20 protein-coding genes and 1 pseudogene are annotated in these 19,036 nt (G+C 62.2%); 10 read left to right on the top strand and 11 right to left on the bottom strand.

Features of this window, described 5'->3' with window-relative positions; all coding sequences use genetic code 11:
• Nucleotides 1-43: 43 nt before the first annotated feature.
• The 5 genes from NKH41_RS07985 to NKH41_RS07965 form a co-directional block, all read right to left on the bottom strand.
• A complete protein-coding gene (locus NKH41_RS07985) occupies nt 44-949 on the bottom strand; it encodes a DMT family transporter (protein WP_352768574.1) in 906 nt (301 codons plus the stop codon).
• Between the two features lie 88 nt (nt 950-1,037).
• Nucleotides 1,038-3,638: a TRAP transporter permease gene (locus tag NKH41_RS07980; protein WP_352768576.1), complete on the bottom strand. Its 2,601-nt coding sequence runs from the start codon at nt 3,636-3,638 to the stop codon at nt 1,038-1,040.
• A gap of 56 nt (nt 3,639-3,694) precedes the next feature.
• Nucleotides 3,695-4,648, bottom strand: a complete 954-nt coding sequence (locus tag NKH41_RS07975) for a TAXI family TRAP transporter solute-binding subunit (protein ID WP_352768919.1) — start codon at nt 4,646-4,648, stop codon at nt 3,695-3,697.
• Between the two features lie 93 nt (nt 4,649-4,741).
• Entirely contained in the window at nt 4,742-6,073 is a 1,332-nt protein-coding gene (locus NKH41_RS07970; protein WP_352777588.1) for an aspartate aminotransferase family protein, read from the bottom strand.
• Nucleotides 6,070-6,975 carry a MurR/RpiR family transcriptional regulator gene (locus NKH41_RS07965; protein WP_352768579.1) on the bottom strand — a complete coding sequence of 302 codons (906 nt, stop codon included), beginning with the start codon at nt 6,973-6,975 and terminating at the stop codon, nt 6,070-6,072. The genes NKH41_RS07970 and NKH41_RS07965 overlap by 4 nt, the downstream gene beginning before the upstream one ends.
• A gap of 96 nt (nt 6,976-7,071) precedes the next feature.
• On the opposite strand from NKH41_RS07965, the gene NKH41_RS07960 reads away from it, so the two are divergent.
• The 5 genes from NKH41_RS07960 (at nt 7,072) to NKH41_RS07940 (ending at nt 10,078) form a co-directional block, all read left to right on the top strand.
• Nucleotides 7,072-7,920, top strand: a complete 849-nt coding sequence (locus tag NKH41_RS07960; protein ID WP_352768581.1) for a beta-keto acid cleavage family enzyme — start codon at nt 7,072-7,074, stop codon at nt 7,918-7,920.
• A gap of 167 nt (nt 7,921-8,087) precedes the next feature.
• Nucleotides 8,088-8,480 (top strand): GFA family protein, encoded by a 393-nt coding sequence (locus NKH41_RS07955; RefSeq protein ID WP_352452141.1) that lies wholly within the window; start codon nt 8,088-8,090, stop codon nt 8,478-8,480.
• Nucleotides 8,481-8,753: 273 nt separating this feature from the next.
• Entirely contained in the window at nt 8,754-8,945 is a 192-nt protein-coding gene (locus NKH41_RS07950) for a hypothetical protein (protein WP_502895667.1), read from the top strand.
• A 2-nt stretch (nt 8,946-8,947) separates the two neighbouring features.
• The gene (locus NKH41_RS07945) at nt 8,948-9,211 is read left to right on the top strand and encodes a hypothetical protein (protein WP_352768583.1); all 264 of its coding nucleotides are present in this window, start codon (nt 8,948-8,950) and stop codon (nt 9,209-9,211) included.
• 93 nt (nt 9,212-9,304) lie between these two features.
• On the top strand, nt 9,305-10,078 hold the full coding sequence (locus NKH41_RS07940; protein WP_352768585.1) for a tetratricopeptide repeat protein: 774 nt from the start codon (nt 9,305-9,307) through the stop codon (nt 10,076-10,078).
• 42 nt (nt 10,079-10,120) lie between these two features.
• Here the strand turns inward: NKH41_RS07940 and NKH41_RS07935 are convergent.
• A pseudogene (locus tag NKH41_RS07935) lies at nt 10,121-10,366 on the bottom strand (adenylate cyclase); the annotation flags it as partial.
• Here NKH41_RS07935 and NKH41_RS07930 point away from each other — a divergent pair.
• Both NKH41_RS07930 and NKH41_RS07925 read left to right on the top strand, forming a co-directional pair.
• The gene (locus NKH41_RS07930; RefSeq protein WP_502895668.1) at nt 10,360-10,632 is read left to right on the top strand and encodes a helix-turn-helix domain-containing protein; all 273 of its coding nucleotides are present in this window, start codon (nt 10,360-10,362) and stop codon (nt 10,630-10,632) included. The pseudogene NKH41_RS07935 and the gene NKH41_RS07930 overlap by 7 nt on opposite strands.
• A 92-nt stretch (nt 10,633-10,724) precedes the next feature.
• Nucleotides 10,725-11,156: a VOC family protein gene (locus tag NKH41_RS07925; RefSeq protein ID WP_352768588.1), complete on the top strand. Its 432-nt coding sequence runs from the start codon at nt 10,725-10,727 to the stop codon at nt 11,154-11,156.
• Nucleotides 11,157-11,302: 146 nt separating this feature from the next.
• Here the strand turns inward: NKH41_RS07925 and NKH41_RS07920 are convergent, their stop codons facing one another.
• From NKH41_RS07920 to ehuB, 5 genes are read right to left on the bottom strand one after another with little or no spacing between them, the layout of a single operon-like run.
• Entirely contained in the window at nt 11,303-12,034 is a 732-nt protein-coding gene (locus tag NKH41_RS07920; RefSeq protein ID WP_352768591.1) for a GntR family transcriptional regulator, read from the bottom strand.
• Nucleotides 12,031-12,810 (bottom strand): ectoine/hydroxyectoine ABC transporter ATP-binding protein EhuA, encoded by a 780-nt coding sequence (ehuA, locus tag NKH41_RS07915; protein WP_023717024.1) that lies wholly within the window; start codon nt 12,808-12,810, stop codon nt 12,031-12,033. The genes NKH41_RS07920 and ehuA overlap by 4 nt, the downstream gene beginning before the upstream one ends.
• Entirely contained in the window at nt 12,807-13,466 is a 660-nt protein-coding gene (gene ehuD / locus NKH41_RS07910) for an ectoine/hydroxyectoine ABC transporter permease subunit EhuD (protein ID WP_023674259.1), read from the bottom strand. Before ehuD ends, ehuA begins: the two co-directional genes overlap by 4 nt.
• Nucleotides 13,463-14,191, bottom strand: a complete 729-nt coding sequence (ehuC, locus tag NKH41_RS07905; protein ID WP_352470566.1) for an ectoine/hydroxyectoine ABC transporter permease subunit EhuC — start codon at nt 14,189-14,191, stop codon at nt 13,463-13,465. Before ehuC ends, ehuD begins: the two co-directional genes overlap by 4 nt.
• A 54-nt stretch (nt 14,192-14,245) precedes the next feature.
• On the bottom strand, nt 14,246-15,115 hold the full coding sequence (gene ehuB, locus NKH41_RS07900; RefSeq protein ID WP_352470567.1) for an ectoine/hydroxyectoine ABC transporter substrate-binding protein EhuB: 870 nt from the start codon (nt 15,113-15,115) through the stop codon (nt 14,246-14,248).
• 237 nt (nt 15,116-15,352) lie between these two features.
• Between ehuB and NKH41_RS07895 the strand changes: the two genes are divergently transcribed.
• From NKH41_RS07895 to NKH41_RS07885, 3 genes are all read left to right on the top strand, one after another.
• Complete coding sequence (locus tag NKH41_RS07895; RefSeq protein ID WP_352768593.1) at nt 15,353-16,543, top strand: M24 family metallopeptidase; 1,191 nt, start codon at nt 15,353-15,355, stop codon at nt 16,541-16,543.
• 74 nt (nt 16,544-16,617) lie between these two features.
• Nucleotides 16,618-17,766 carry a M24 family metallopeptidase gene (locus NKH41_RS07890; RefSeq protein WP_352768596.1) on the top strand — a complete coding sequence of 383 codons (1,149 nt, stop codon included), beginning with the start codon at nt 16,618-16,620 and terminating at the stop codon, nt 17,764-17,766.
• A 10-nt stretch (nt 17,767-17,776) separates the two neighbouring features.
• On the top strand, nt 17,777-19,033 hold the full coding sequence (locus tag NKH41_RS07885; protein WP_352768597.1) for a sarcosine oxidase subunit beta family protein: 1,257 nt from the start codon (nt 17,777-17,779) through the stop codon (nt 19,031-19,033).
• Nucleotides 19,034-19,036 lie beyond the last annotated feature (3 nt).

The following is a 19,036-nucleotide window of genomic DNA, read 5'->3' as shown; positions in this document are numbered from 1 at the left end:
CGCACAACCGGAACGCGGCGGTATTGTGCAAGCATTCCATGCGTCAGCGCCGTCCCCCGCGAATGACCAGGACGTTCCCGGCGCCGACGAGGACGAGCCCGGCGATCGCGTAAGCGGTCCAGGCATAGCCTTCCAGCGCCGTGGAGATCAAAAGCGCAAAGACGGGAAATATGACGGTCGCATAGCCGGCGCGGGCGCCGCCAATGCGTCCGAGCAGCGTCAGGTAGGCGGCGAAAGCCATGACCGTCGATATGACGGCGAGGAAGACCAGCGAGCCGATATAAGAGGCGGTCGTCGCGAACACGAACGGCTCACCAAGCAGGAAGGCCAGCAACGCCGACCACAAAGTGCCATAAAGCATGCCCCAGGCGCTCGTTGAAACGAGCGGCAGTCCGCGGCGCTGGTTGGCGACGGAGACGAGATTGCCGGCGCAGAAGCTCAGCGTGCCGCAGAGGCACAGAAGAAGGCCCACCAACGTGCCGCCGGAAAGCCCGTTGGCAGCGATTTCGGGAAAGAACATCAGCGCTATGCCTGCGAAGCCGATGAGGCCGCCGGTGAGAATGCGCGGCGCCGGGCGCTCGCCGATGACCAAGGCAGCGAGCAGCATGTTGATGACCGAGGCGAGCGAGAAGACGACTGAGAGCAAGCCGCTGACGAGATAGCCGGCGCCATAATAGAAAAACAGAAAGTTCGACGAGAAGATGAGGATGCCAAGCACAGCAAAGCGCAAATGATCGGTGATCGGAAAGCGGAGCCGCCGACCGGAAAAACCCGCCCAGGCAAACATCAGCAGCGTGGCGATGGCGAAGCGCCAGACCAGATTGACCTCGTTCGACACGCCGCTGCCGACCTGAAGTTCGATCGCGAACCACGATGCGCTCCAGGCAATGACCGTCAGCGCGTAAAGCCCGTAGTCGACGGGTTCGAAGGGGCGGTCGCGCGTCGTCATGCGCATTTCCGCATTAGTCGGTTCCGCGGCGCCGTTTGGTTCTCTTGTTACTGACATGCTGGCCAAGACTCTTCCGCTCACAAGACGCTTACAGACCGATTGTCCTCCTTCGCCGCTTCTGACCCCAGAAGACGAGACCGACCAACAACAGGGCCGGGATGGTAAACCAATAGCGCGATGGCCGTTCCGCAGGGACTAGCACCTGGTTGATTTCGTCGCCGGGCTGCAGGCCGAATTTGGCCGCCTGGCTGCCCAGTCGCACGACGCCGACCGTCACGCTATCGCCAAGCGCACTGACGTCCAGGCCCGCAGCCTTCAGGCGTTCGGCCGATGAATTTGCAGGCCCGAGTTGTATCCGTACCAGCTTCGATATCTCATCGCCGTTGAGGTTCAGTGTCGTCAGGCGCAAGCGAACTGCGCCTCCCTCGGCTGTCTCGTCGACGATACGGCCGAGTTCGGAGGCGGGTACTGCCCGATACGGTTCACTGACCTGATCGAGCAATAATCCCGGCCTGAACAAGATGAAACAGGCTAGCAGCAACGCAATCGTCTCGTACCAGCGGTTGCGCACGAGCATCCAATTCTGCGTCGCTGCTACAAACGAGACCATGGCCAGCGTCGATGTCGCCACCATCGCGACGAAATCGAACGGACCTTCGAGATCGATCATCAGCAGTCCGGTGTTGAAGATGAAGATGAATGGCAAGAGGCCGGTACGGATCTCGTACTTGAAGCCCTGAATGCCGGTCTTCACCGGATCGGCGCCGGAAATTGCCGCAGCTGCATAAGCCGCCAGGCCCACTGGCGGCGTCACGTCCGCCATCAGCCCGAAATAGAAAACGAACATGTGGACGGCGACCAGCGGCACGGCAAGATCGTTCTGCGCCGCCAAATCGACGATGACCGGCGCCATCAAGGTGGCGACGACGACATAGCTTGCAGTGGTCGGCATGCCCATGCCGAGAATGATGCAGATCACCGCGGTGAACAAAAGCATGACGATGAAGCTGCCGCCCGAGATGAATTCGACCAGCTCGGTCATTACCAGCCCGATGCCCGTGAGCAGAACCGTGCCGACGATGATGCCGGCCGTCGCAGTGGCAATGCCGACCGTCGTCATGTTGCGTGCGGCGGCGGACAGGCCACCGACCAGATCGTCGAAACCGTGAAGCCAATGCTGCGCCAGCGCGCGGTCCTTGCGGAAAAAGGCGGTGAGCGGCCGCTGCGTGACGATCAGCGCCATAAGGGCGACAGCGCCCCAGAATGCCGACAGGCCGGGCGACAACTCTTCCACCATCAGGCACCAGATCAGCAGGATCACAGGCAGCAGAAAATGCAGGCCGGTGCGCGCCGTCTCGCCGAAGTGGGGAATCCTGACGATCTCGCCCTCCAGATCCTCCAGCGGCAGGTCGGGATAACGCGCCCGGTAGGCGACAAGGCCGATGTAAACGGCGATCAGCGCGGCAGTGATCATCCAGGTCGCGGCCGCGCCGAAAACGATCTTCGTCCAGCCAATGCCGTAATAGACAAGCCCTGCGAGGATGATGAAACCGCATATGCCAATCAGCCCGCGCAGCGCGCCCTGAAATGCGGAGTGCGTGCTGCGTGACGGCAGGCCCTTCATCCCCGTCTTCATCGCCTCGATATCGACGATGTAGAACAACGAGCCGTAGGTCAGGAGCGCCGGATAGAAGGCGTGCTTGACCACCTCGGCATAGGAAATGCCGACATATTCCGCGATCAAGAACGCGGCGGCGCCCATCACCGGAGGCATCAGCTGACCATTGACGCCGGCCGCGCATTCGATGGCGCCCGCCTTCACCGCAGAATATCCCACCCGGCGCATCAGCGGGATGGTGAAGGTTCCGGTGGTCACGACATTGGCGATCGACGACCCGGAAATCATGCCGGTCAGGCCGGAAGCCACAACACCGGCCTTGGCCGGACCGCCGCGGTATTTGCCGAGCAGCGAGAAGGCAAGCTGGATGAAAAAGCCGCCGGCGCCGGCGCGCTCCAGCAATGTTCCGAACAGAACGAACATGAAGACGACGTTGGTGGACACACCGAGGGCAACACCGAAGACCCCCTCCGACGTCAGCCACATCTGCGAGGCTGCGCGCGATAACGTCGCGCCCTTGTGGCCGAGCAGGCCAGGTAGGTGAGGCCCGGCGAAGATATAGATCAGCATGATCGCCGCGATGACGGTGATGGCAGGCCCGACGGCGCGACGGGCGGCCTCGAGCAGGATGAGGACGCCGGCGATCGAGACGACCAGGTCAGCCGTAGTAGGAAGGCCCGGCCGATGGGCGATATCGCTGTAAAAGACCAACAGATAGAGGGCGGACGCCGCCCCGGCGATGCCTAGCACCCAGTCGGGCAGCGGCACCTGGCTGCGCGACGAGGTCTTGAAGGCCGGAAACGTCAGCATCGCCAGAAACAGGGCGAAGGCCAGATGGATGGAGCGGGCGATGCCATCGCTGATGACACCAAAATTGAGCATGAACGGAAGGGGCGAGGCATACCAGAGCTGGAACAGCGACCATGCCAGCGATACGCCGAGGATCAGCTTCGCGGTGCGGCCGGTCGGCTTGCGCCCACCGGTGTCGGCCTCGGCGACGATCTCGCTAAGCTTGTCAATGTCGATAACGGGTTGGTCAGGCCCTGCCGCCCGCTGGCTTTGATCTGTCATCGTTCCCCACAATTATTTGCGATGCGAGGCGCCTGTGGCGCCTCGCATTGAAGGCCTCAGAGCCAGCCCTTCTCCTTGTAATAGCGCTCCGCGCCCGGATGCATTGGCGCCGACAGACCGGTCTTGATCATCTCCTTGGGATCGAGATTGGCGAAAGCCGGATGCAGTTTCTTGAAGTCGTCGAAATTTTCGAAGACCGACTTCACCAGTTCGTAGACCACCTCATCGGGCGTGCTGGCATTCGTCACCACTGTCGCGCGGACGCCGAATGTCGTCACGTCGTCCGGATTGTTGGCGTACATGCCGCCCTTGATGGTGGCGACTGAATAGTACGGATGAGCTGCCAACAGCGCGTCCACTGCCGGACCGGTCAGCGGGATGAGTTTGGCGCCACAGGCCGTGGTCGGATCCTGGATCGCGGCGGAAGGATGGCCAACGCCGTAGAAGAAACCGTCGATCTTGTTGTCGCACAGCGCGCTGCCCTGCTCGTCCGCCTTCAGCTCCGCGGCAAGCGAGAAATCGCCGAGCGTCCAGCCCATCTGCTTGAGCAACTCCTCCATGGACGAGCGGGTGCCTGACCCGGGATTGCCGACGTTGAAGCGTTTGCCTTTGAAGTCCTCGAATTTGGTGACGCCGGCGTCTGGCCGCGCCAGCACGGTAAACGGCTCGGGATGGACAGAGAACACGGCCCGCAGATCCTTGAACGGCTTGCCGTCGAAATTTCCGGTCCCCTCATAGGCCTGGTACTGGACGTCCGATTGGGTCAAGCCGAAATCGAGGTCGCCGGTCTGGATGGAGTTGACGTTGAAGACCGAACCGCCGGTCGACTCCGTGGAGCATCGGATGCCGGTTTTCTGCCGGTCCTTGTTCATCAGTCGGCAAATGGCGCCGCCGACGGCGTAGTAGACGCCGGTGACCCCGCCGGTGCCGACCGTGACGAAGCGCTGCTCGGCTCCGACGGATGGCAGCGCCAGCAGCATGCAGGCCGCCGCGCCGATCAGGGTTCTCATTGAACTGTACATGGTTGCTACCTCTCTGGTGGGTGTCCCGGCCCATCGCCGATGACGCGTTGGAACTGGTTGAGGCGGTCAGCGTCGTGCGGGTCAGGCCGCTGAAGCAATCGCAGCGTCGATCGCCTCACCGAGCCGTTCGACGATCCGATCGATATCCCGTTTGGAAATGATGAATGGCGGCGCCACAAGCACATGAACGCCCCGCACACCATCAATCGTCCCGGCCATCGGATAAATCATCAGGCCGCGGGCCATTGCTTCGCGCTTGATGCGGGCGTTGAGTTCAAGCCTCTGGTCGAATGGTTCCTTGCTGGCGCGATCAACCACCAGCTCGATTCCCCTGAATAGACCCCGCCCGCGAATGTCGCCGACATGATGGTGGTTATCGAAGCGTTGATGCAGGCGTTCGTCCAGCTGCGCGCCCATTGCGCCGACATTGTCGAGCAGACGGTCGCGCCGGATGACCTCCTGCACGGCAAGGCCCGCCGCCGCTGCCATTGGATGGCCCATATAGGTATGCCCATGCTGGAAGAAGCCCGAGCCTTGGGCAAAGGCATCGAAGATATGCCGGCCGAGCAGCACCGCGCCAATCGGCTGGTAGCCACCGCCGAGTCCCTTGGCGATGGTCAGCAGGTCGGGAGCGATGCCGTCCTGCTCGCACGCATGCAGCGTGCCGGTACGGCCCATGCCGCACATCACCTCGTCGAGAATGAGCAGCACGCCGTAGCGGTCGCAAATCGCGCGAATGTGCTTGAAGTAATCCGCGACCGGCGGCACCGCGCCGAGCGTCGCACCCACCACCGGCTCGGCGACAAAGGCGATGACCTCGTCCGGGCCGAGTTCAAGGATCTTGTCTTCGAGCTGCTGGGCGGCGCGCGCCGCATAGGCTTCGTCGCTTTCGCCATGCTTTTGATAGCGATAGGCGTAACAGGGGTCGATATGGTGGGTCTCGATCAGCAACGGCCTGAACTGGGCGCGCCGCCATTCATTGCCGCCGGTGGCGAGAGCGCCGAGCGTATTGCCGTGATAGCTCTGCCGGCGTGCGATGAGATGGCGCCGTTGCGGCTCGCCTTTCTCGACAAAATATTGCCTGGCCATCTTGAGCGCGGCCTCGACCGCCTCCGAGCCGCCGCTGACCAGATAGACGTGGTCCAAGCCTTTCGGCGCGTCCTCGACCAGCCGATCCGCCAAGCGCTCCGCCACCTCGGTGGTGAAGAAGCTGGTGTGGGCGTAGGCGATGCGGTCAAGCTGGGTGTGCAGTGCAGCGATCACGTCGGGATGGCCGTGGCCGAGACAGGACACCGCGGCGCCGCCCGACGCATCGATATAGGACTTGCCCTCGGCATCGAACAGTTCGATGCCTTGGCCGCGAGCGGCGACCGGCAGCGTCGAGTGGATGGTTCGATGAAGAATGTGTGTCATCGACGGTCCCTCAGGGGCATTTTCTTCGGCGCACGCTGGTTCAGGTGGGTCTTGAGGGCGGCGCCCTGCTCATCGAAGCGTCGCAGCGATTCAACGGCGCCCTCGCCTGCCTGTCCTGCGACAAGAGCACCGAGGATCTCAGCAACGATGAAAGCTGGCGTCATGGTGTGGAAAAAGGACGGGCTGCCGGTCGGCACGACGACTAGGTGATCGGCAAGCAGCGCCAAGGGCGCTACCCCGCTGTCGGTGATCGCAATGACCGGTACGCCGCGGCCGGCAGCGTACTCGACAAGCTCGATGGTGAAGCGCGTGTAGGGCAGGACGCTGGCGGCGATCAGCACGTCGTCCTTGGTCGCATGGGCCAGAGCGTCGCCATCGGTTCCGCCGATGCCGTGCAGCAGCACCGACTTCTCGCCGATCAGCGACAGGATGTAATGCAGATGCCAGGCGACTGCGTGGCTCGAGCGCAGGCCGAGGCAATAGACGCGCCTTGCCGCACTCAGCGCCCTGGCCGTCTCGACCAGACGGTCGATCGACCTGCTTTCGGCGAGATGGGCAAGCTGGCTGGAAATCGAATCCAGAATATCGGCCGCCAGCGCGTGGTCGCCCTTGAGCTTTTGGCTGGCCACCTGAAGGCCCGCCTTGCCGGCGAAACCGATTTCGCCGTCCCGGATCGCGGCGGCGTAGATATCGCGTACCGCCTCGTAGCCATCAAGGCCGAGATGCTGGGCCAGCCGCGTCATCGTCGCCGGCTGCACTCCTGCGTGCCGGGCCTGCTCGCGCATGGACAACAGCGCGACATCATACGGCTTATCAAGGACATAGCGCGCAGCGGACCGAAGCTGCGCCGACATGCCATCGAAGGCAGTGACGATCTGTCCAGCAAGCTCTCCCTGGTCCATGGATATTGCTAGCTCGCCAGACCAGCGATTGCAACGTCTGTTTCAGTGTGATCAAAGATTGATTCATATGAATCCTGTCACTCACAGAACATCCCCATGAAGCCGGCCCATGGTCTCGACCGCATCGCCATAGCCGTCGCCCCGAACGGGGGGCGTCGCAGCAAGGCCGACTATTCGGCGATTCCGCTGACACCAGCCGAACTTGCGAGGACGGCCGCGGAATGCGCCGATGCCGGTGCGGCTATGATCCACGTCCATGTCCGCGACAGAAGCGGCAATCATCTGCTCGACGCCGACGCCTACCGCCAGACGATCGCCGCCATCCGCGGTGCTGCCGGCGACCGCTTGATAATTCAGATCACCTCCGAAGCGCTCGGTATCTATTCGCCGGCCCAACAGATGGCCGTCGTACAAGATGTGAAGCCGCAAGCTGTCTCGCTGGCGCTTCGCGAAATCGTTCCTGATGCCGGATCGGAACCCGCCTTTGTGCGCTTCATGGCCTGGCTGCACACCGAGGGGGTTGCGCCGCAGATCATCCTCTATTCGCCCGAGGAGGCCGTCAGGCTTTCGCACATGCAGCAGCGCGGACTGATCCCCTGGGCAAGCATACCGGTTCTCTACGTGCTGGGCCGATACACGCCGGGACAGGCGTCCGTTCCTGCCGATCTCCTGCCATTCCTCGCGGCGAACATGCCGCGCTTCGACCATTGGAGCGTCTGCGCCTTCGGCCGCAACGAAGCGGCGTGCGTGACCGCGGCCGCGTTGCTTGGCGGCCATGTCCGGGTCGGCTTCGAAAACAATCTTTTCCTTCCGGACGGCAGCATAGCCTCGTCCAACGCCGAACTGGTAGCGACCGTCGCACGCATACTCGCCGACTGCGGCGTCAAGATCGCCTCGGCCGCCGAGTTGGCGGCTCAATGGAACGCGCCGTTTCGTTCCACATGACAAACCAAAGGCTATTTTCGGCGGCAAGCTCGCGCAAGACATAGAGAGGCGGCTGCAATGTCATCGCCACGGAAGAACGACGTGTCCCCGCCCGCGGCGCGGCGATTGCAACAACAGTGCCGGTCGTTGTAACCATTCCGGCCGCTTGATATTGGAGGAGACGCAGCATGGACCGATTCACCGGCGGTTGCCTGTGCGGCAACGTCCGAATTGTCGCGTCAGGGCGCCCATACCGGGTCGGCCTTTGTCACTGTCTCGACTGCCGCAAGCATCATGGCGCCCTTTTTCACGCTTCCGCGATTTTTCCTGAGGATGCGGTGACGATCGACGGCGAAACACGCGACTACGCCGGGCGGTTTTTCTGTCCCCGCTGCGGCTCCTCCGTTTTCGGACGCACCGCAGACGAAATCGAAGTAAACCTGGGGTCCCTGGATGCGCCTGACCAACTGATGCCAACCTACGAAAGCTGGATCATCCGACGCGAGTCCTGGTTGCCGCCGTTTCCGCTCACCAGACGGTACGAGCGCGATCGTGACGCCACGGGTCGCTTTGAGGAATAGGTCGCACGAACGGTGCGACGGCGCCGGCGCGAGCAGGACCAGCTGATGGCAGCGATGTCTGACGAGGACCATATCGCTGAACGCGAAGCGACGATAAGGACGCTTGGCACACAGAAACGCGCGCCGCGAGGCCTATCTCGACAAGGTCGCCACGGAACTGATCGAGGTCGACCGCTCGATCGGGGTCTTGCAACAGGATCTGGCTAGGCCGAGCTGTTCGAGCGCTCCGGCCTGCTCAAATCGCTGGTCGCCGGCCGCGTGCAGCAGCTGGAGGTGAATACGCTAGGCGAAGTGGTGCAGACCGGACAAAAGCTGATGGTCATCGTGCCGGATGGCACGGCGCTCGAGATCGAGGCGATGCTGCTCAACCGCGACAACGGTTTTGTGCATGAAGGGCAGGAGGTGCGCGTCAAGCTCGAGGCTTCCCCTTTACTCGCTACGGTACACTGCATGGCAAGGTTCTGAGGGTGTCCAATGACGCGATACCGGCTGGTCAAGTGCAGCAGGCGCCAAGCGCGATACAAGACGCCACGCGCGATGCCGCCGGGCCGCTGGTGTTCCCGGTGAGAATCGCGCTGAATGAGAGGTCGATTCGGGTCGAAGGCGAGGACGTGATACTTACACCAGGCATGTCCGTGACGGCGGAAGTGAAGACTGGCGACCGGCGCGTGCTAGAATTCCTCCTCGATCCACTGATGGAGATGACTGATGGGGCGTTCCATGAGCGGTAAGCGGCAATGTTTAAATCACGGCTGTCGTCATTCGCGCCGAGTTCAGGCGGCCAAACTCATGGGTCGCGAGATGCGTCGCCAAGCGGAGGCAAGATGATGAAGTCAACGCGGTTTGTCGTATCTCTGTGGCTTTTGGGGCTGCTTTTCGCCATTGCTCTGTTTTCTCCTACTGCGTCGCAAGGGGGTGCTCTTGAGGCGGAGGCTGCTTTCAAGGCGGGTAATTACCAAGTTGCATATAAGGAATGGGAAGAGCTTGCTGAAAACGGTGACGCCATCGCTGAGTTCAACTTGGGGTTCCTCTATTCAAGGGGACTTGGAGTCTCGTTGGATTACGCCAAAGCTGCGGAATGGTGGACGAAGGCGGCGAAGCAAAATATGGCCGTAGCACAGGTCAGTCTCGGCCTTCTGTATTCTTGGGGTGAAGGAGTTCAGCTAGATGACGAAAAGGCGGCTGAACTTTGGCGCAGTGCAGCGACACAAGGAATACCTGAAGCTCAGCAATACCTCGGATACGTGTACCTCATTGGTAAAGGTGTGCCAAAAAGCATTAATGAGGCTATTTTTTGGTTCACGAAAGCCGCAGAACAGGGGAACGTCGACGCTCAGGTTAATTTAGGCTCGATTTATCTCAGTGGTACAGATGTCGATAAAAATACATACCTTGCGTTCCTTTGGTATAATAAGGCCGCAAAGCAAAATAACGCGAAAGCACAATATAATATAGGTTTGATGTATTTAAAGAGTGTCGGCGTTAACAGCGATCCGGTGCTTGCGATGGATTGGCTAAAGCGCTCAGCCGCACAAGGTCACCAAGGGGCGAAAGAGGCACTTCGCCGTATGTCACCAGAAACCCAAACGTCACCGTAAGCAGTCCGCGATCTATAAATGGTTATCAAGCATCAACTGAGGGGCCTCATCGAGCCGCCCGAGTTGGGCGAGGCTTGCCGCCGGAAAACGGCGTGAGCTTGTACGATAAGTCTCGTCCCGGCGCGGTGTCTCGACAGCGGCTTCGTATTCGCCGGCTGCATATTGCGCCTAGCCGAGCGCCAGATAATACCAATTTGTCGGCAACGGATTCAGCCGGAACGCCTTGCGAATGTGCTCAAGACCCTCCTCAACCCGCCCGGCCAGGACCGCGATATCGGACAATGCCGCTCGTCCCTTGGTTGACGCGCGCGCTCGAGATGAGCGAAAGGACGTTGCGCCGGCGCTTCGACGAGAGCTTCGGCTATGGCCCCAAGACGCTTGACCGTATCCTCCGCTACCAGCGCTTTCTGCGGCTTTCGAGCCACTCCAACAGCTCCACCGCCATGCTGGCGGCCGAGGCAGGCTATTCCGATCAGGCGCATCTTGTCCGCGAGAGCCGCCGCCTGACGGGAAGCACCCCGCGACAGATTCATCACCTGCTGCAGAACGGGTGAAACCACGTCGCGCTCTTCATTGGCCGTTTTGTTCAATTCGTCACTGTCGCCCGACTTTATCCTGGTGTCTCCGACAACCAGAGGAGATCGCCATGAAACCGCGCATTTCGGTTTTGACTATCGCTGTCGCCAACCTCGAGAGTTCTCTGGCGTTCTACCGCGACGGTCTCGGCTTGCCGACGGAAGGGATCATCGGCCGCGAGTTCGAGCATGGCGCCGTCGCGTTCTTCACGCTGTCCGGCGGGTTGAAGCTCGCGATCTGGGCGCAGGACGACCTCGCCTACGACACTGGCCTGCCCAAGGCGCCGATCAGCTCGACCTCGTTCACAGTCGGACACAACGTTGTGCGCCGCGAAGAAGTCGATCAAGTGATGGATGAGGCCGCTCGCGCCGGAGCCGAGATCATCAAGCCTGCCCGGGACACGTTCTTTGGCGGATATGCCGGATACTTCCGCGATCCGAACGGACACCTGTGGGAGGTCGTCTGGAACCCCGCCTACATACCGAATGAGGACGCTCTCTGAGGGCAGGTATGGCCCTGTAGGATCGGGCCGTTCCGGTCATTCCCGGTGCTGGCAAATTCTATCGGCATCGGGGCGGGCGGCCTGCTTTCCCTGGCAAACGAAGCCAGTTCGACGGCAGGCCACCAGCACAATCTTACGGGGGCTGATTATGTAGCTCTATCCAGATTCGCCACGCCTGCATGGCGCATCATGCGGCGGAAGCTCATTGAGATATGCGCCCGCCTTATGTGCCCGATGGACTCCCAGTCGCCGATTTCGGCGGCGGCAAGGACCTCTTCCATTTCGCGGCGGAATGCGGTGAATTCCTCGACAAGGCCCAATTGCGGCATCAGCTTCAGGACGACGCGCGCGACCTGAAAATACAGGCGCTCGCTGATCTCGCGCAGTGGCTGGTTGCCGGTCATCGCCGTGAGCTCGTAGAAAAAATCCATGTTGAGGCGCAGGAAAGCGCGCTGGTCGGGATTGAGTATATCGGCATCGCAGCGCGCGATGAGCGCCCGTATCCGGTCAAGATCGTCCGCCGTGCGCGGAATCGGCGAAAGCTTGCCGACGAGGAGCGCCAGTTCCAGGCGCAGATGATAGACCTGCTGCAATTCCTCGATGTCGACGTCGGTGACGATCGTGCCGACGCCGTGGACGGATTGAACCAGACCCTCGGATTCAAGGCGCGCCAGGACGCGCCGGACCGGCGTGCGGCTGATCTCGAATTCCTGGGCAAGTTCTTCCTCGGACAGGTGGCTTCCCGGCGCATAATCGAGCAGGCAGATGCGGTCGCGCAATATCCGGTAGATGCGCTCGAACCGCTCCCGCGCGGAGAGCGGGCGCGGCGGCGCGGCGGTCACCGTCGTGGGCGGCTTGGCCTCTGTCTCGATCGTCACCCAGCCTCCAGGACAGCGTGCAGGAATTGCCGTGTCCGCTCGTTCTTGGGAGCACCAAACAGTTCGCTTGGCGGTCCCTGCTCGCAGATCTTGCCTTGATAGAAGAAACAAACGCGGTCGGAAAACTCCTTGGCGAAGCCCATCTGATGGGTGACCATCAGCATGGTGAGATCATGCTCGCGCCCGATTTGCCTTATCACCTGCAGCACTTCGCCGACAAGCTCCGGGTCGAGCGCCGACGTCACCTCGTCGAACAGCATGATCTTGGGCCGCATTGCCAGCGCCCTGGCGATGGCGACGCGCTGCTGCTGGCCGCCGGAAAGCTGTGACGGATAGTGGTCCTTCTTCTGGGCCAGACCGACCAGCTCCAGCAGCTCGGCCGCTCGTGCCTCGGCGTCCGCCCGCTTCATGCCGAGCACCGTTATCGGCGCCTCGATGCAGTTCTGCATCGCCGTCATATGCGGAAACAGGTTGAACGACTGGAACACCATGCCGATCTTGGCGCGGATCTTGCGGATGTGGGCGAGATCGGCGGGAACAAGCTTGCCGTTCCTCTCCATATGGGTCAGCGGCTCGCCTTCGACCCAGATGACGCCGTCATTGATCGTCTCCAGCGTCATCAGCATGCGCAGCACCGTCGTCTTGCCCGAACCCGACGGACCGATGACGGAGACTTTTTCGCCGCGCGCTATTTCGAGATTGAGCCCGTCGAGAACGGTTAACGTGCCGTAGCGTTTCGATACATTGTCGAAGCGGACCATCGGTTGTTCAGTCATCGCGTGGTCCTCCGGTTGAGCAGCCCTTCGAGGGAGCGGATGAGCGCCGCCGAAACCAGGCTCATGGCAAGGAAAAACAGGCCGACCAGCGTGATCGGCTCGGTGTAGCGGAACGTTTCGGAGCCGATGATCTTTGCGGTCTGCATCAGTTCCATCACGGCGATTGCGGAAAGCAACGGCGTTTCTTTGAACAAGGCTACCAGATAATTGCCGAGCGCCGGAACGATCGGCGGGATCGCCTGCGGAATGATGATGTCGCGGAACGTCGTCCAGGACGAGAGATTGAGCGCGATCGAAGCTTCCCACTGGCCGCGATGGATGTTGTCGAAACCGGCGCGATAGACCTCGGAGCAATAGGCGGCGTAGTGGATGCCGATGGCCAGCACCCCGGCGGTGAAAGCGTCGAGCACGACGCCGAATTTCGGAAAGACGAAATAGAGAAAGAATATCTGGATGAGCAGCGGGGTCGAGCGGATCAGCTCGACCAGCACCGAAATCGTCCAGCTGGTCCATGGCACGGCGATGCGGACAACGGCCAGCACCAGGCCGAGCGAGGCGGCAAGCGCAAAGCCGATCAGCGTCGCTTCGATGGAAATGACGGCGGCGCGGGCAAGCACCGGCAGGATTTCCAGGGCAAATCCCCAATCCCAGATCATGCCGCCTTCCCCCGCGCCAGTCCGAGCGACGCTCGCCTTTCGAGAAGCCGCATGCCGATGGTCACAACCAGCGACATTGCCAGGTACATCAAAAGAACGAGGGTGAAGATCGGAATGGTCTTGAACGTGTTCTGGTTCATTTGCTGCGCCTTGAAGGCGAGATCCGAAAGCGTGATCAGCGAGACCAGCGCCGTCGATTTCAGAAGCTCGATGAACAGATTACCCCAGGGTGGGATCATCGCGACAAAGGCCTGCGGCAGGATGATCCGGCGCAACATCTGTGGGCGGCTCATGTTCAATGCCGTACACGCTTCCCACTGCCCGCGGGCGACGGACTGGATCGCGCCGCGCACGCACTCCGATCCGTAGGCGCCGACATTCAGGCCAAGCGCCAGCACTGCCACCACGAACGCGTTGATCGTGACGCCGAATTGCGGGAGCACGAAAAACAGCCAGAACAATTGTACCAGTGCCGACGTTCCGCGGAAGATCTCGACGTAAACCGTGGCCAGCCATCTGAGCGGCGTCGGGCCATACATCCTTGCAAGTGCCGCAAGCACGCCCATGATAATTGCCAGCAGGCTGCCGAGGACGGCGATCTCGACCGTCAGGACCGCGCCTTGCAGCAGCCCCGGCATGAACACTCTATAGCTTTCCTGTGTTGCCAACGCGCCGATCACGACCAGCGCGATGACCAGCATGGCAATGAGCGTACGGATTCCCATGCGATTCCCCCGGGAAAAAAGGGCGGCGCTTTCGCGCCGCCAGCAGTTGGGAACCTATTTGCCAGCGCAGAGCTCTGCGGTGGTCTTGTTGGGCAGATAATCCTTGCCGAAGCCGAGTGGCTCGACCAGCGCGATATGCTCCGGCGAACCGATGAACTTCTTCAGCTCGGCGTTGAAAGCCTGCTGCAGGTCGGTGTCTTCCTTGCGGAAGCCGAAGCCGCCATGGCCTTTCACCGACTTGCCGGCGACCTCGCCGAAGGGCTTGGTCGATTCGACACCGTCGGCCTTCTTGGCCATGTCGGCGATCGAAAGGGCGGTAAGCGCGGCAGCATCGGCGCGGCCCGACTGGACGGCGGCGACCAGGCTGGACTGGTCGGGCAAGGAGACGATCTGCCCATCGGCAACGCCCGCTTCCTTGGCGAAGCCGCCTTCGACTGCGCCGGCCATCACGGCAAGCTTGAGATCCGGATTGTCCTTGATGCTGGAAAAATCCTTGATGCCTTTCGGATTGCCTTTTGCCACCAGCATAGCCTCGCCGATGCCGTAGGACGGCTCGGAGTAGTTGATCTCGGCGCAGCGCTTCGGGGTGATGAACATGCCGGCGGCGATGATGTCGAAGCGGCCGGCCTTGAGACCTGGAATGAGCGAGCCGAATTCGGTCAAAACACCGTCGACCTGCGGTATGCCCATCTTGGCGAGCACCGCCTTGGCGACTTCCGGCGCCTCGCCGGTCAGCTTGCCGTCTGGCGTGGCGTAACCGAACGGCGCCTCGTTGGCGAAACCGACGCGGATGTAGCCGTCCTTCTTGGCCCGTTCGAGGGTGGTTTCCGCGTGAGCGGACAGCGAGGTCAATGACGTCGCGGCGAGCGCGATGCAGGCAGCCGCTTTCACGACCATGCGGCGCGATATCGATGAATTGAACATGCTTTTCTCCCATTGGACAACTGTGGATGGTTCCCAGGGCGCGGCCTTCTTCGAGGTCGACGCCTGCTTGATCAGACGTATACAACTGCCCTAGACATTTCGCAAGCAGAGATATAGAAACCATGGAAATTCGGCGATAATTCGCCGTTAGCCGGCAAATTGACGTCGAGTTGTGCACAATTTGGCCTAGTTGCCACTTACAAAAGGCAAACGGCGTACCTGGAAGGCAGGATTTCGGTGGCGACCGCGAACGGCTTCGGGACATTCACGCAAGCGGAGTATCGGCAGCGCCTCGCCGGCGTGAAGACACGCATGCAAAAAGCCGGCTTCGATCTCATCGTCTGTCAGGATCCAGCCAACATGTGCTGGCTGACCGGCTATGACGGATGGTCGTTCTACGTTCCGCAGTGCGTGCTCGTCCATCTGGAGGAGGACCGGCCGATCTGGTTCGGCAGAGCGCAGGATGCCAAGAGCGCACGCCTGACCACCGGCCTGCCCGAGACAAACATCGTGCCGTTCTCGGAACGGCTGGTGCAGCAGCCCGTCGAACACCCTTATGACGAACTCGCCCAACTGATCCGGTCGCGCGGCTGGGGAAAGGCCCGTATCGGCGTCGAGATGGACGCGCATTATTACACTGCGCGCTGCCACGCCCATCTTGTCGAGGGGCTGCCCGACGCGCATTTCGCCAACAACCACGATCTCGTTAACTGGGCGCGGCTGGTCAAATCCGAAGCCGAGCTGGTGCTGATCCGCGAGGCGGGTGCGATCTGCACGCATGCCATGAACCGCGCCATCGGGAAAATGCGGCCCGGTGTGCCTCAGAACCATGTCATTGCGGAAATCTATCACGCGCAGATCACGGGGGTGCCCGGAGCGGGCGGCGACTATGCCGCGATCTGTCCGCTTATGCCCGTTGGCGAGGGCACCAGCACGCCGCATCTGACGTGGTCCGACGCGCCGCTGCCGGACAGCGGCCCCGCCATTCTGGAGATTGCCGGCGTGAGGCGCCGCTATCACGCGGCGCTGACGCGGACCATACATTTCGGCAAGCCGCCGCTAGCCATCCTCGACATGGCCAAGGCAATCGTCGAGGGTGTCGACGCCGGCCTCGAGAAGGCGCGCCCCGGCTACACCGCCGAACAGGTGGAAGCCGCCTGGCAGGCAGTCCTGCGACGGAACGGGCTGAAGAAGGAAAGCCGGGTCGGCTATCCGGTCGGGCTCGCCTACCCGCCCGATTGGGGTGAACGCACCGCAAGCCTTCGTCCCGGCGATACTACCGAGATGCAGTCCGGGATGTGCTTCCATTTCATGGCCGGCGTCTGGCTCGACGATTTCGGCATCGCCATCTCGGAATCGTTCGTCGTCACGGAACGCGGCGGCGAACGCCTCTGCGACGTGGCGCGCGAACTCATCGTCATCGACTGACATGGCGGCCAGGAAACCGGCTGCCGAAAAGACCATGCGCGCCAGCAAGCCGGCAACAAGCACGAGGACACCCGATGGACCGCAATCCGTTTTCCGAAGCCGAAATCGCCGGCCGCCTTGCCAAGGTCCGTATTGCACTGGCCGAGCGCGAGCTCGACGCGGCGGTCTTCGCCTCGCCGGAGAACGTCTTCTATCTCACCGGGCTTGATCACTGGGGGTATTTTGCCCCTCACCTGCTGATCGTTCCGCTCCGGGGAAAACCTGTTCTGGTCACCCGCTCGATGGAGAAGGTGACGATCGAGAAGCAGGTGAAGGCAGCGGAATTCCGTGGCCACTCTGACAGCGAAACGGCGGCCGACCTTGCCGCGCGGATGCTTGCGGAGCTCGGCCTGTCGGGCAAGCGGATCGGCCTCGAATGCTGGACGGCCGGCCTTAGCCATGGACTTGCCGTGGCGCTCCAGACGCAAGCCGATGCAACGTGGAGCGATGTCTCCGGTCTGATCGACAAGATGCGGCGGGTGAAGAGCGCCGAAGAACAGGCGCTGATGCGGCGTGCCGCAAAGGTGACGGACGCCGCCGCCGGTGCCGCGATCGCCGCGATCTCCGATGGCACTTCCGAACAGGAGGTCGCCGCCCAATGTGTTGCGGCAATGATCCGCGCCGGCGGTCATGCGCCGGGCTTCGGACCGTTCATCCGCCCGGCCGCGCGCCTGGGTGAAGAGCACACGACCTGGGGCGACGGAATCTACCGCAAGGGCGAGCCGGTCTTTGTCGAACTGTCCGGGTGCATCTCGCGCTACCATGCCCCGCTCGGCCGGCTCGTTCGCATCGGCCACATCAGCGATGAAGACGCCGCAATGGCGGAGGTGACCGCCAAGGCCTTCAACGCGGTCGTCGAGGCGCTGCGGCCGGGCGCCAAGGCGCGCGATGTTTACGCCGCCTGGCAGGCTGTCGCCGATGAGGCCGGCCTTTCCCACTATCGCCGCCATCACTGCGGCTACCTTGTCGGCGCCGGCCAGCCGCCGTCATGGACCGGCGGCAATTCGGTGACCGGCTTGCGACACGATTCCGACCTCGAGATCGAAACGGGGATGAGCTTCCACATCCTGTCATGGCTGATGGGAACGGGTCGCGGCAATGACTTCGTCTCCAACACGGTGCTTTTGACCGACGCGGGCGCCGAAGTGCTCACCCGCACGCCGGCCGGCCCGATCGTTCGATAGGCCCGCACGCATGGCGCGCTACTCGGCACTCTCGATTTTCCGCAACGCGCTCGCCGGCCAGAAGAATTGGCAGCGCGCCTGGCGTGCGGCGGAGCCAAAACCGTCCTATGATGTGATCGTCATCGGCGGCGGCGGACACGGCCTCGCCACCGCCTTCTACCTCGCCGAGAACCACGGCATCCGTAACGTCGCCGTACTCGAAAAGGGCTATGTCGGCGGCGGCAATGTCGGCCGCAACACCACCGTCATCCGCTCCAACTACCTGCTCGACGGCAACACCCAGTTCTACGAATTCTCGATGAAGCTCTGGGAGGGCATGTCGCGGGCGCTGAACTTCAACGTCATGTTCTCGCAGCGCGGCCAGCTCGTCACAGCGCATTCGGCCGATCAGCTCGACGGCTTCAGCCACCGCGCCAATGTCATGTGGCTGAATGGCATTGATGCCGATATCCTCGACCGCGACGAGGTGCGCCGTCTCGTGCCCTATCTCGATTTTTCCGACACCGCCCGCTTTCCGATCCATGGTGCCATCTTCCAGGGCCGGGCGGGCACGGCGCGCCACGACGCCGTCGCCTGGGGCTATGCGCGCGCCGCCGACGGCCATGGCGTCGACATCATCCAGAACTGCGAAGTGACAGGCTTCCTCCGCGACGGCGACAGGATCCTCGGCGTCGAAACGACGAAAGGCCGGATCGGCGCCGGCAAGGTCGGCCTCGCGGTCGCTGGCCACACGTCCGTGCTCGGTGCCAGGGCCGGCCTTGAACTGCCGATCGAAAGCCATGTGCTGCAAGCTTTTGTCACCGAACCGCTGAAGCCGTTGGTAGATCACGTCGTCGCTTACGGCGCCGATCATTTCTACGTCAGCCAGTCCGACAAGGGCGGACTGGTCTTCGGCGGCAATCTCGACGGCTACAATTCATACGCCCAGCGCGGCAATCTCGGCGTCGTGCGCGAGGTGGCGGAGGCGGCGATTGCTTTGATGCCGTGCATTTCGCGCGTCCGTCTGCTGCGCCACTGGGGCGGCGTCATGGACATGACTCCCGATGCCAGCCCGATCATCTGCCCGACGCCGATCGACGGCCTCTATCTCAATGGCGGCTGGTGCTATGGCGGCTTCAAGGCGACGCCGGCTTCCGGCTGGTGCTTCGCCCACACGATCGCCACCGGCAAGCCGCATCCCTTGATCGCGGCCTACGGGCTCGATCGTTTCCGCACCGGCCACACGCTCGATGAGGCCGGCGTCGGCCCTTCCGCCTGGCTGCAATAGGAG

Source organism: Mesorhizobium sp. M1169 (assembly GCF_040318345.1).
In the GTDB taxonomy this organism is placed as follows: Bacteria; Pseudomonadota; Alphaproteobacteria; order Rhizobiales; family Rhizobiaceae; genus Mesorhizobium.
The sequence above is the reverse complement of the archived record's forward strand: the minus strand, read 5'-3'. Positions and strand labels throughout refer to the sequence as shown.

What these genes read in the sequence shown, in the direction of transcription:
- NKH41_RS07970 (WP_352777588.1), bottom strand. Translation starts at nt 6,073, where the DNA reads ATGACACACATTCTTCATCGAACCATCCACTCGACGCTGCCGGTCGCC.
- ehuB (WP_352470567.1), bottom strand. Translation starts at nt 15,115, where the DNA reads ATGTTCAATTCATCGATATCGCGCCGCATGGTCGTGAAAGCGGCTGCC.
- ehuA (WP_023717024.1), bottom strand. Translation starts at nt 12,810, where the DNA reads ATGACTGAACAACCGATGGTCCGCTTCGACAATGTATCGAAACGCTAC.
- NKH41_RS07890 (WP_352768596.1), top strand. Translation starts at nt 16,618, where the DNA reads ATGGACCGCAATCCGTTTTCCGAAGCCGAAATCGCCGGCCGCCTTGCC.
- NKH41_RS07965 (WP_352768579.1), bottom strand. Translation starts at nt 6,975, where the DNA reads ATGGACCAGGGAGAGCTTGCTGGACAGATCGTCACTGCCTTCGATGGC.
- NKH41_RS07985 (WP_352768574.1), bottom strand. Translation starts at nt 949, where the DNA reads ATGACGACGCGCGACCGCCCCTTCGAACCCGTCGACTACGGGCTTTAC.
- ehuD (WP_023674259.1), bottom strand. Translation starts at nt 13,466, where the DNA reads ATGATCTGGGATTGGGGATTTGCCCTGGAAATCCTGCCGGTGCTTGCC.
- NKH41_RS07930 (WP_502895668.1), top strand. Translation starts at nt 10,360, where the DNA reads ATGCCGCTCGTCCCTTGGTTGACGCGCGCGCTCGAGATGAGCGAAAGG.
- NKH41_RS07960 (WP_352768581.1), top strand. Translation starts at nt 7,072, where the DNA reads ATGAAGCCGGCCCATGGTCTCGACCGCATCGCCATAGCCGTCGCCCCG.
- NKH41_RS07925 (WP_352768588.1), top strand. Translation starts at nt 10,725, where the DNA reads ATGAAACCGCGCATTTCGGTTTTGACTATCGCTGTCGCCAACCTCGAG.
- NKH41_RS07955 (WP_352452141.1), top strand. Translation starts at nt 8,088, where the DNA reads ATGGACCGATTCACCGGCGGTTGCCTGTGCGGCAACGTCCGAATTGTC.
- NKH41_RS07980 (WP_352768576.1), bottom strand. Translation starts at nt 3,638, where the DNA reads ATGACAGATCAAAGCCAGCGGGCGGCAGGGCCTGACCAACCCGTTATC.
- NKH41_RS07975 (WP_352768919.1), bottom strand. Translation starts at nt 4,648, where the DNA reads ATGAGAACCCTGATCGGCGCGGCGGCCTGCATGCTGCTGGCGCTGCCA.
- NKH41_RS07940 (WP_352768585.1), top strand. Translation starts at nt 9,305, where the DNA reads ATGATGAAGTCAACGCGGTTTGTCGTATCTCTGTGGCTTTTGGGGCTG.
- NKH41_RS07885 (WP_352768597.1), top strand. Translation starts at nt 17,777, where the DNA reads ATGGCGCGCTACTCGGCACTCTCGATTTTCCGCAACGCGCTCGCCGGC.
- ehuC (WP_352470566.1), bottom strand. Translation starts at nt 14,191, where the DNA reads ATGGGAATCCGTACGCTCATTGCCATGCTGGTCATCGCGCTGGTCGTG.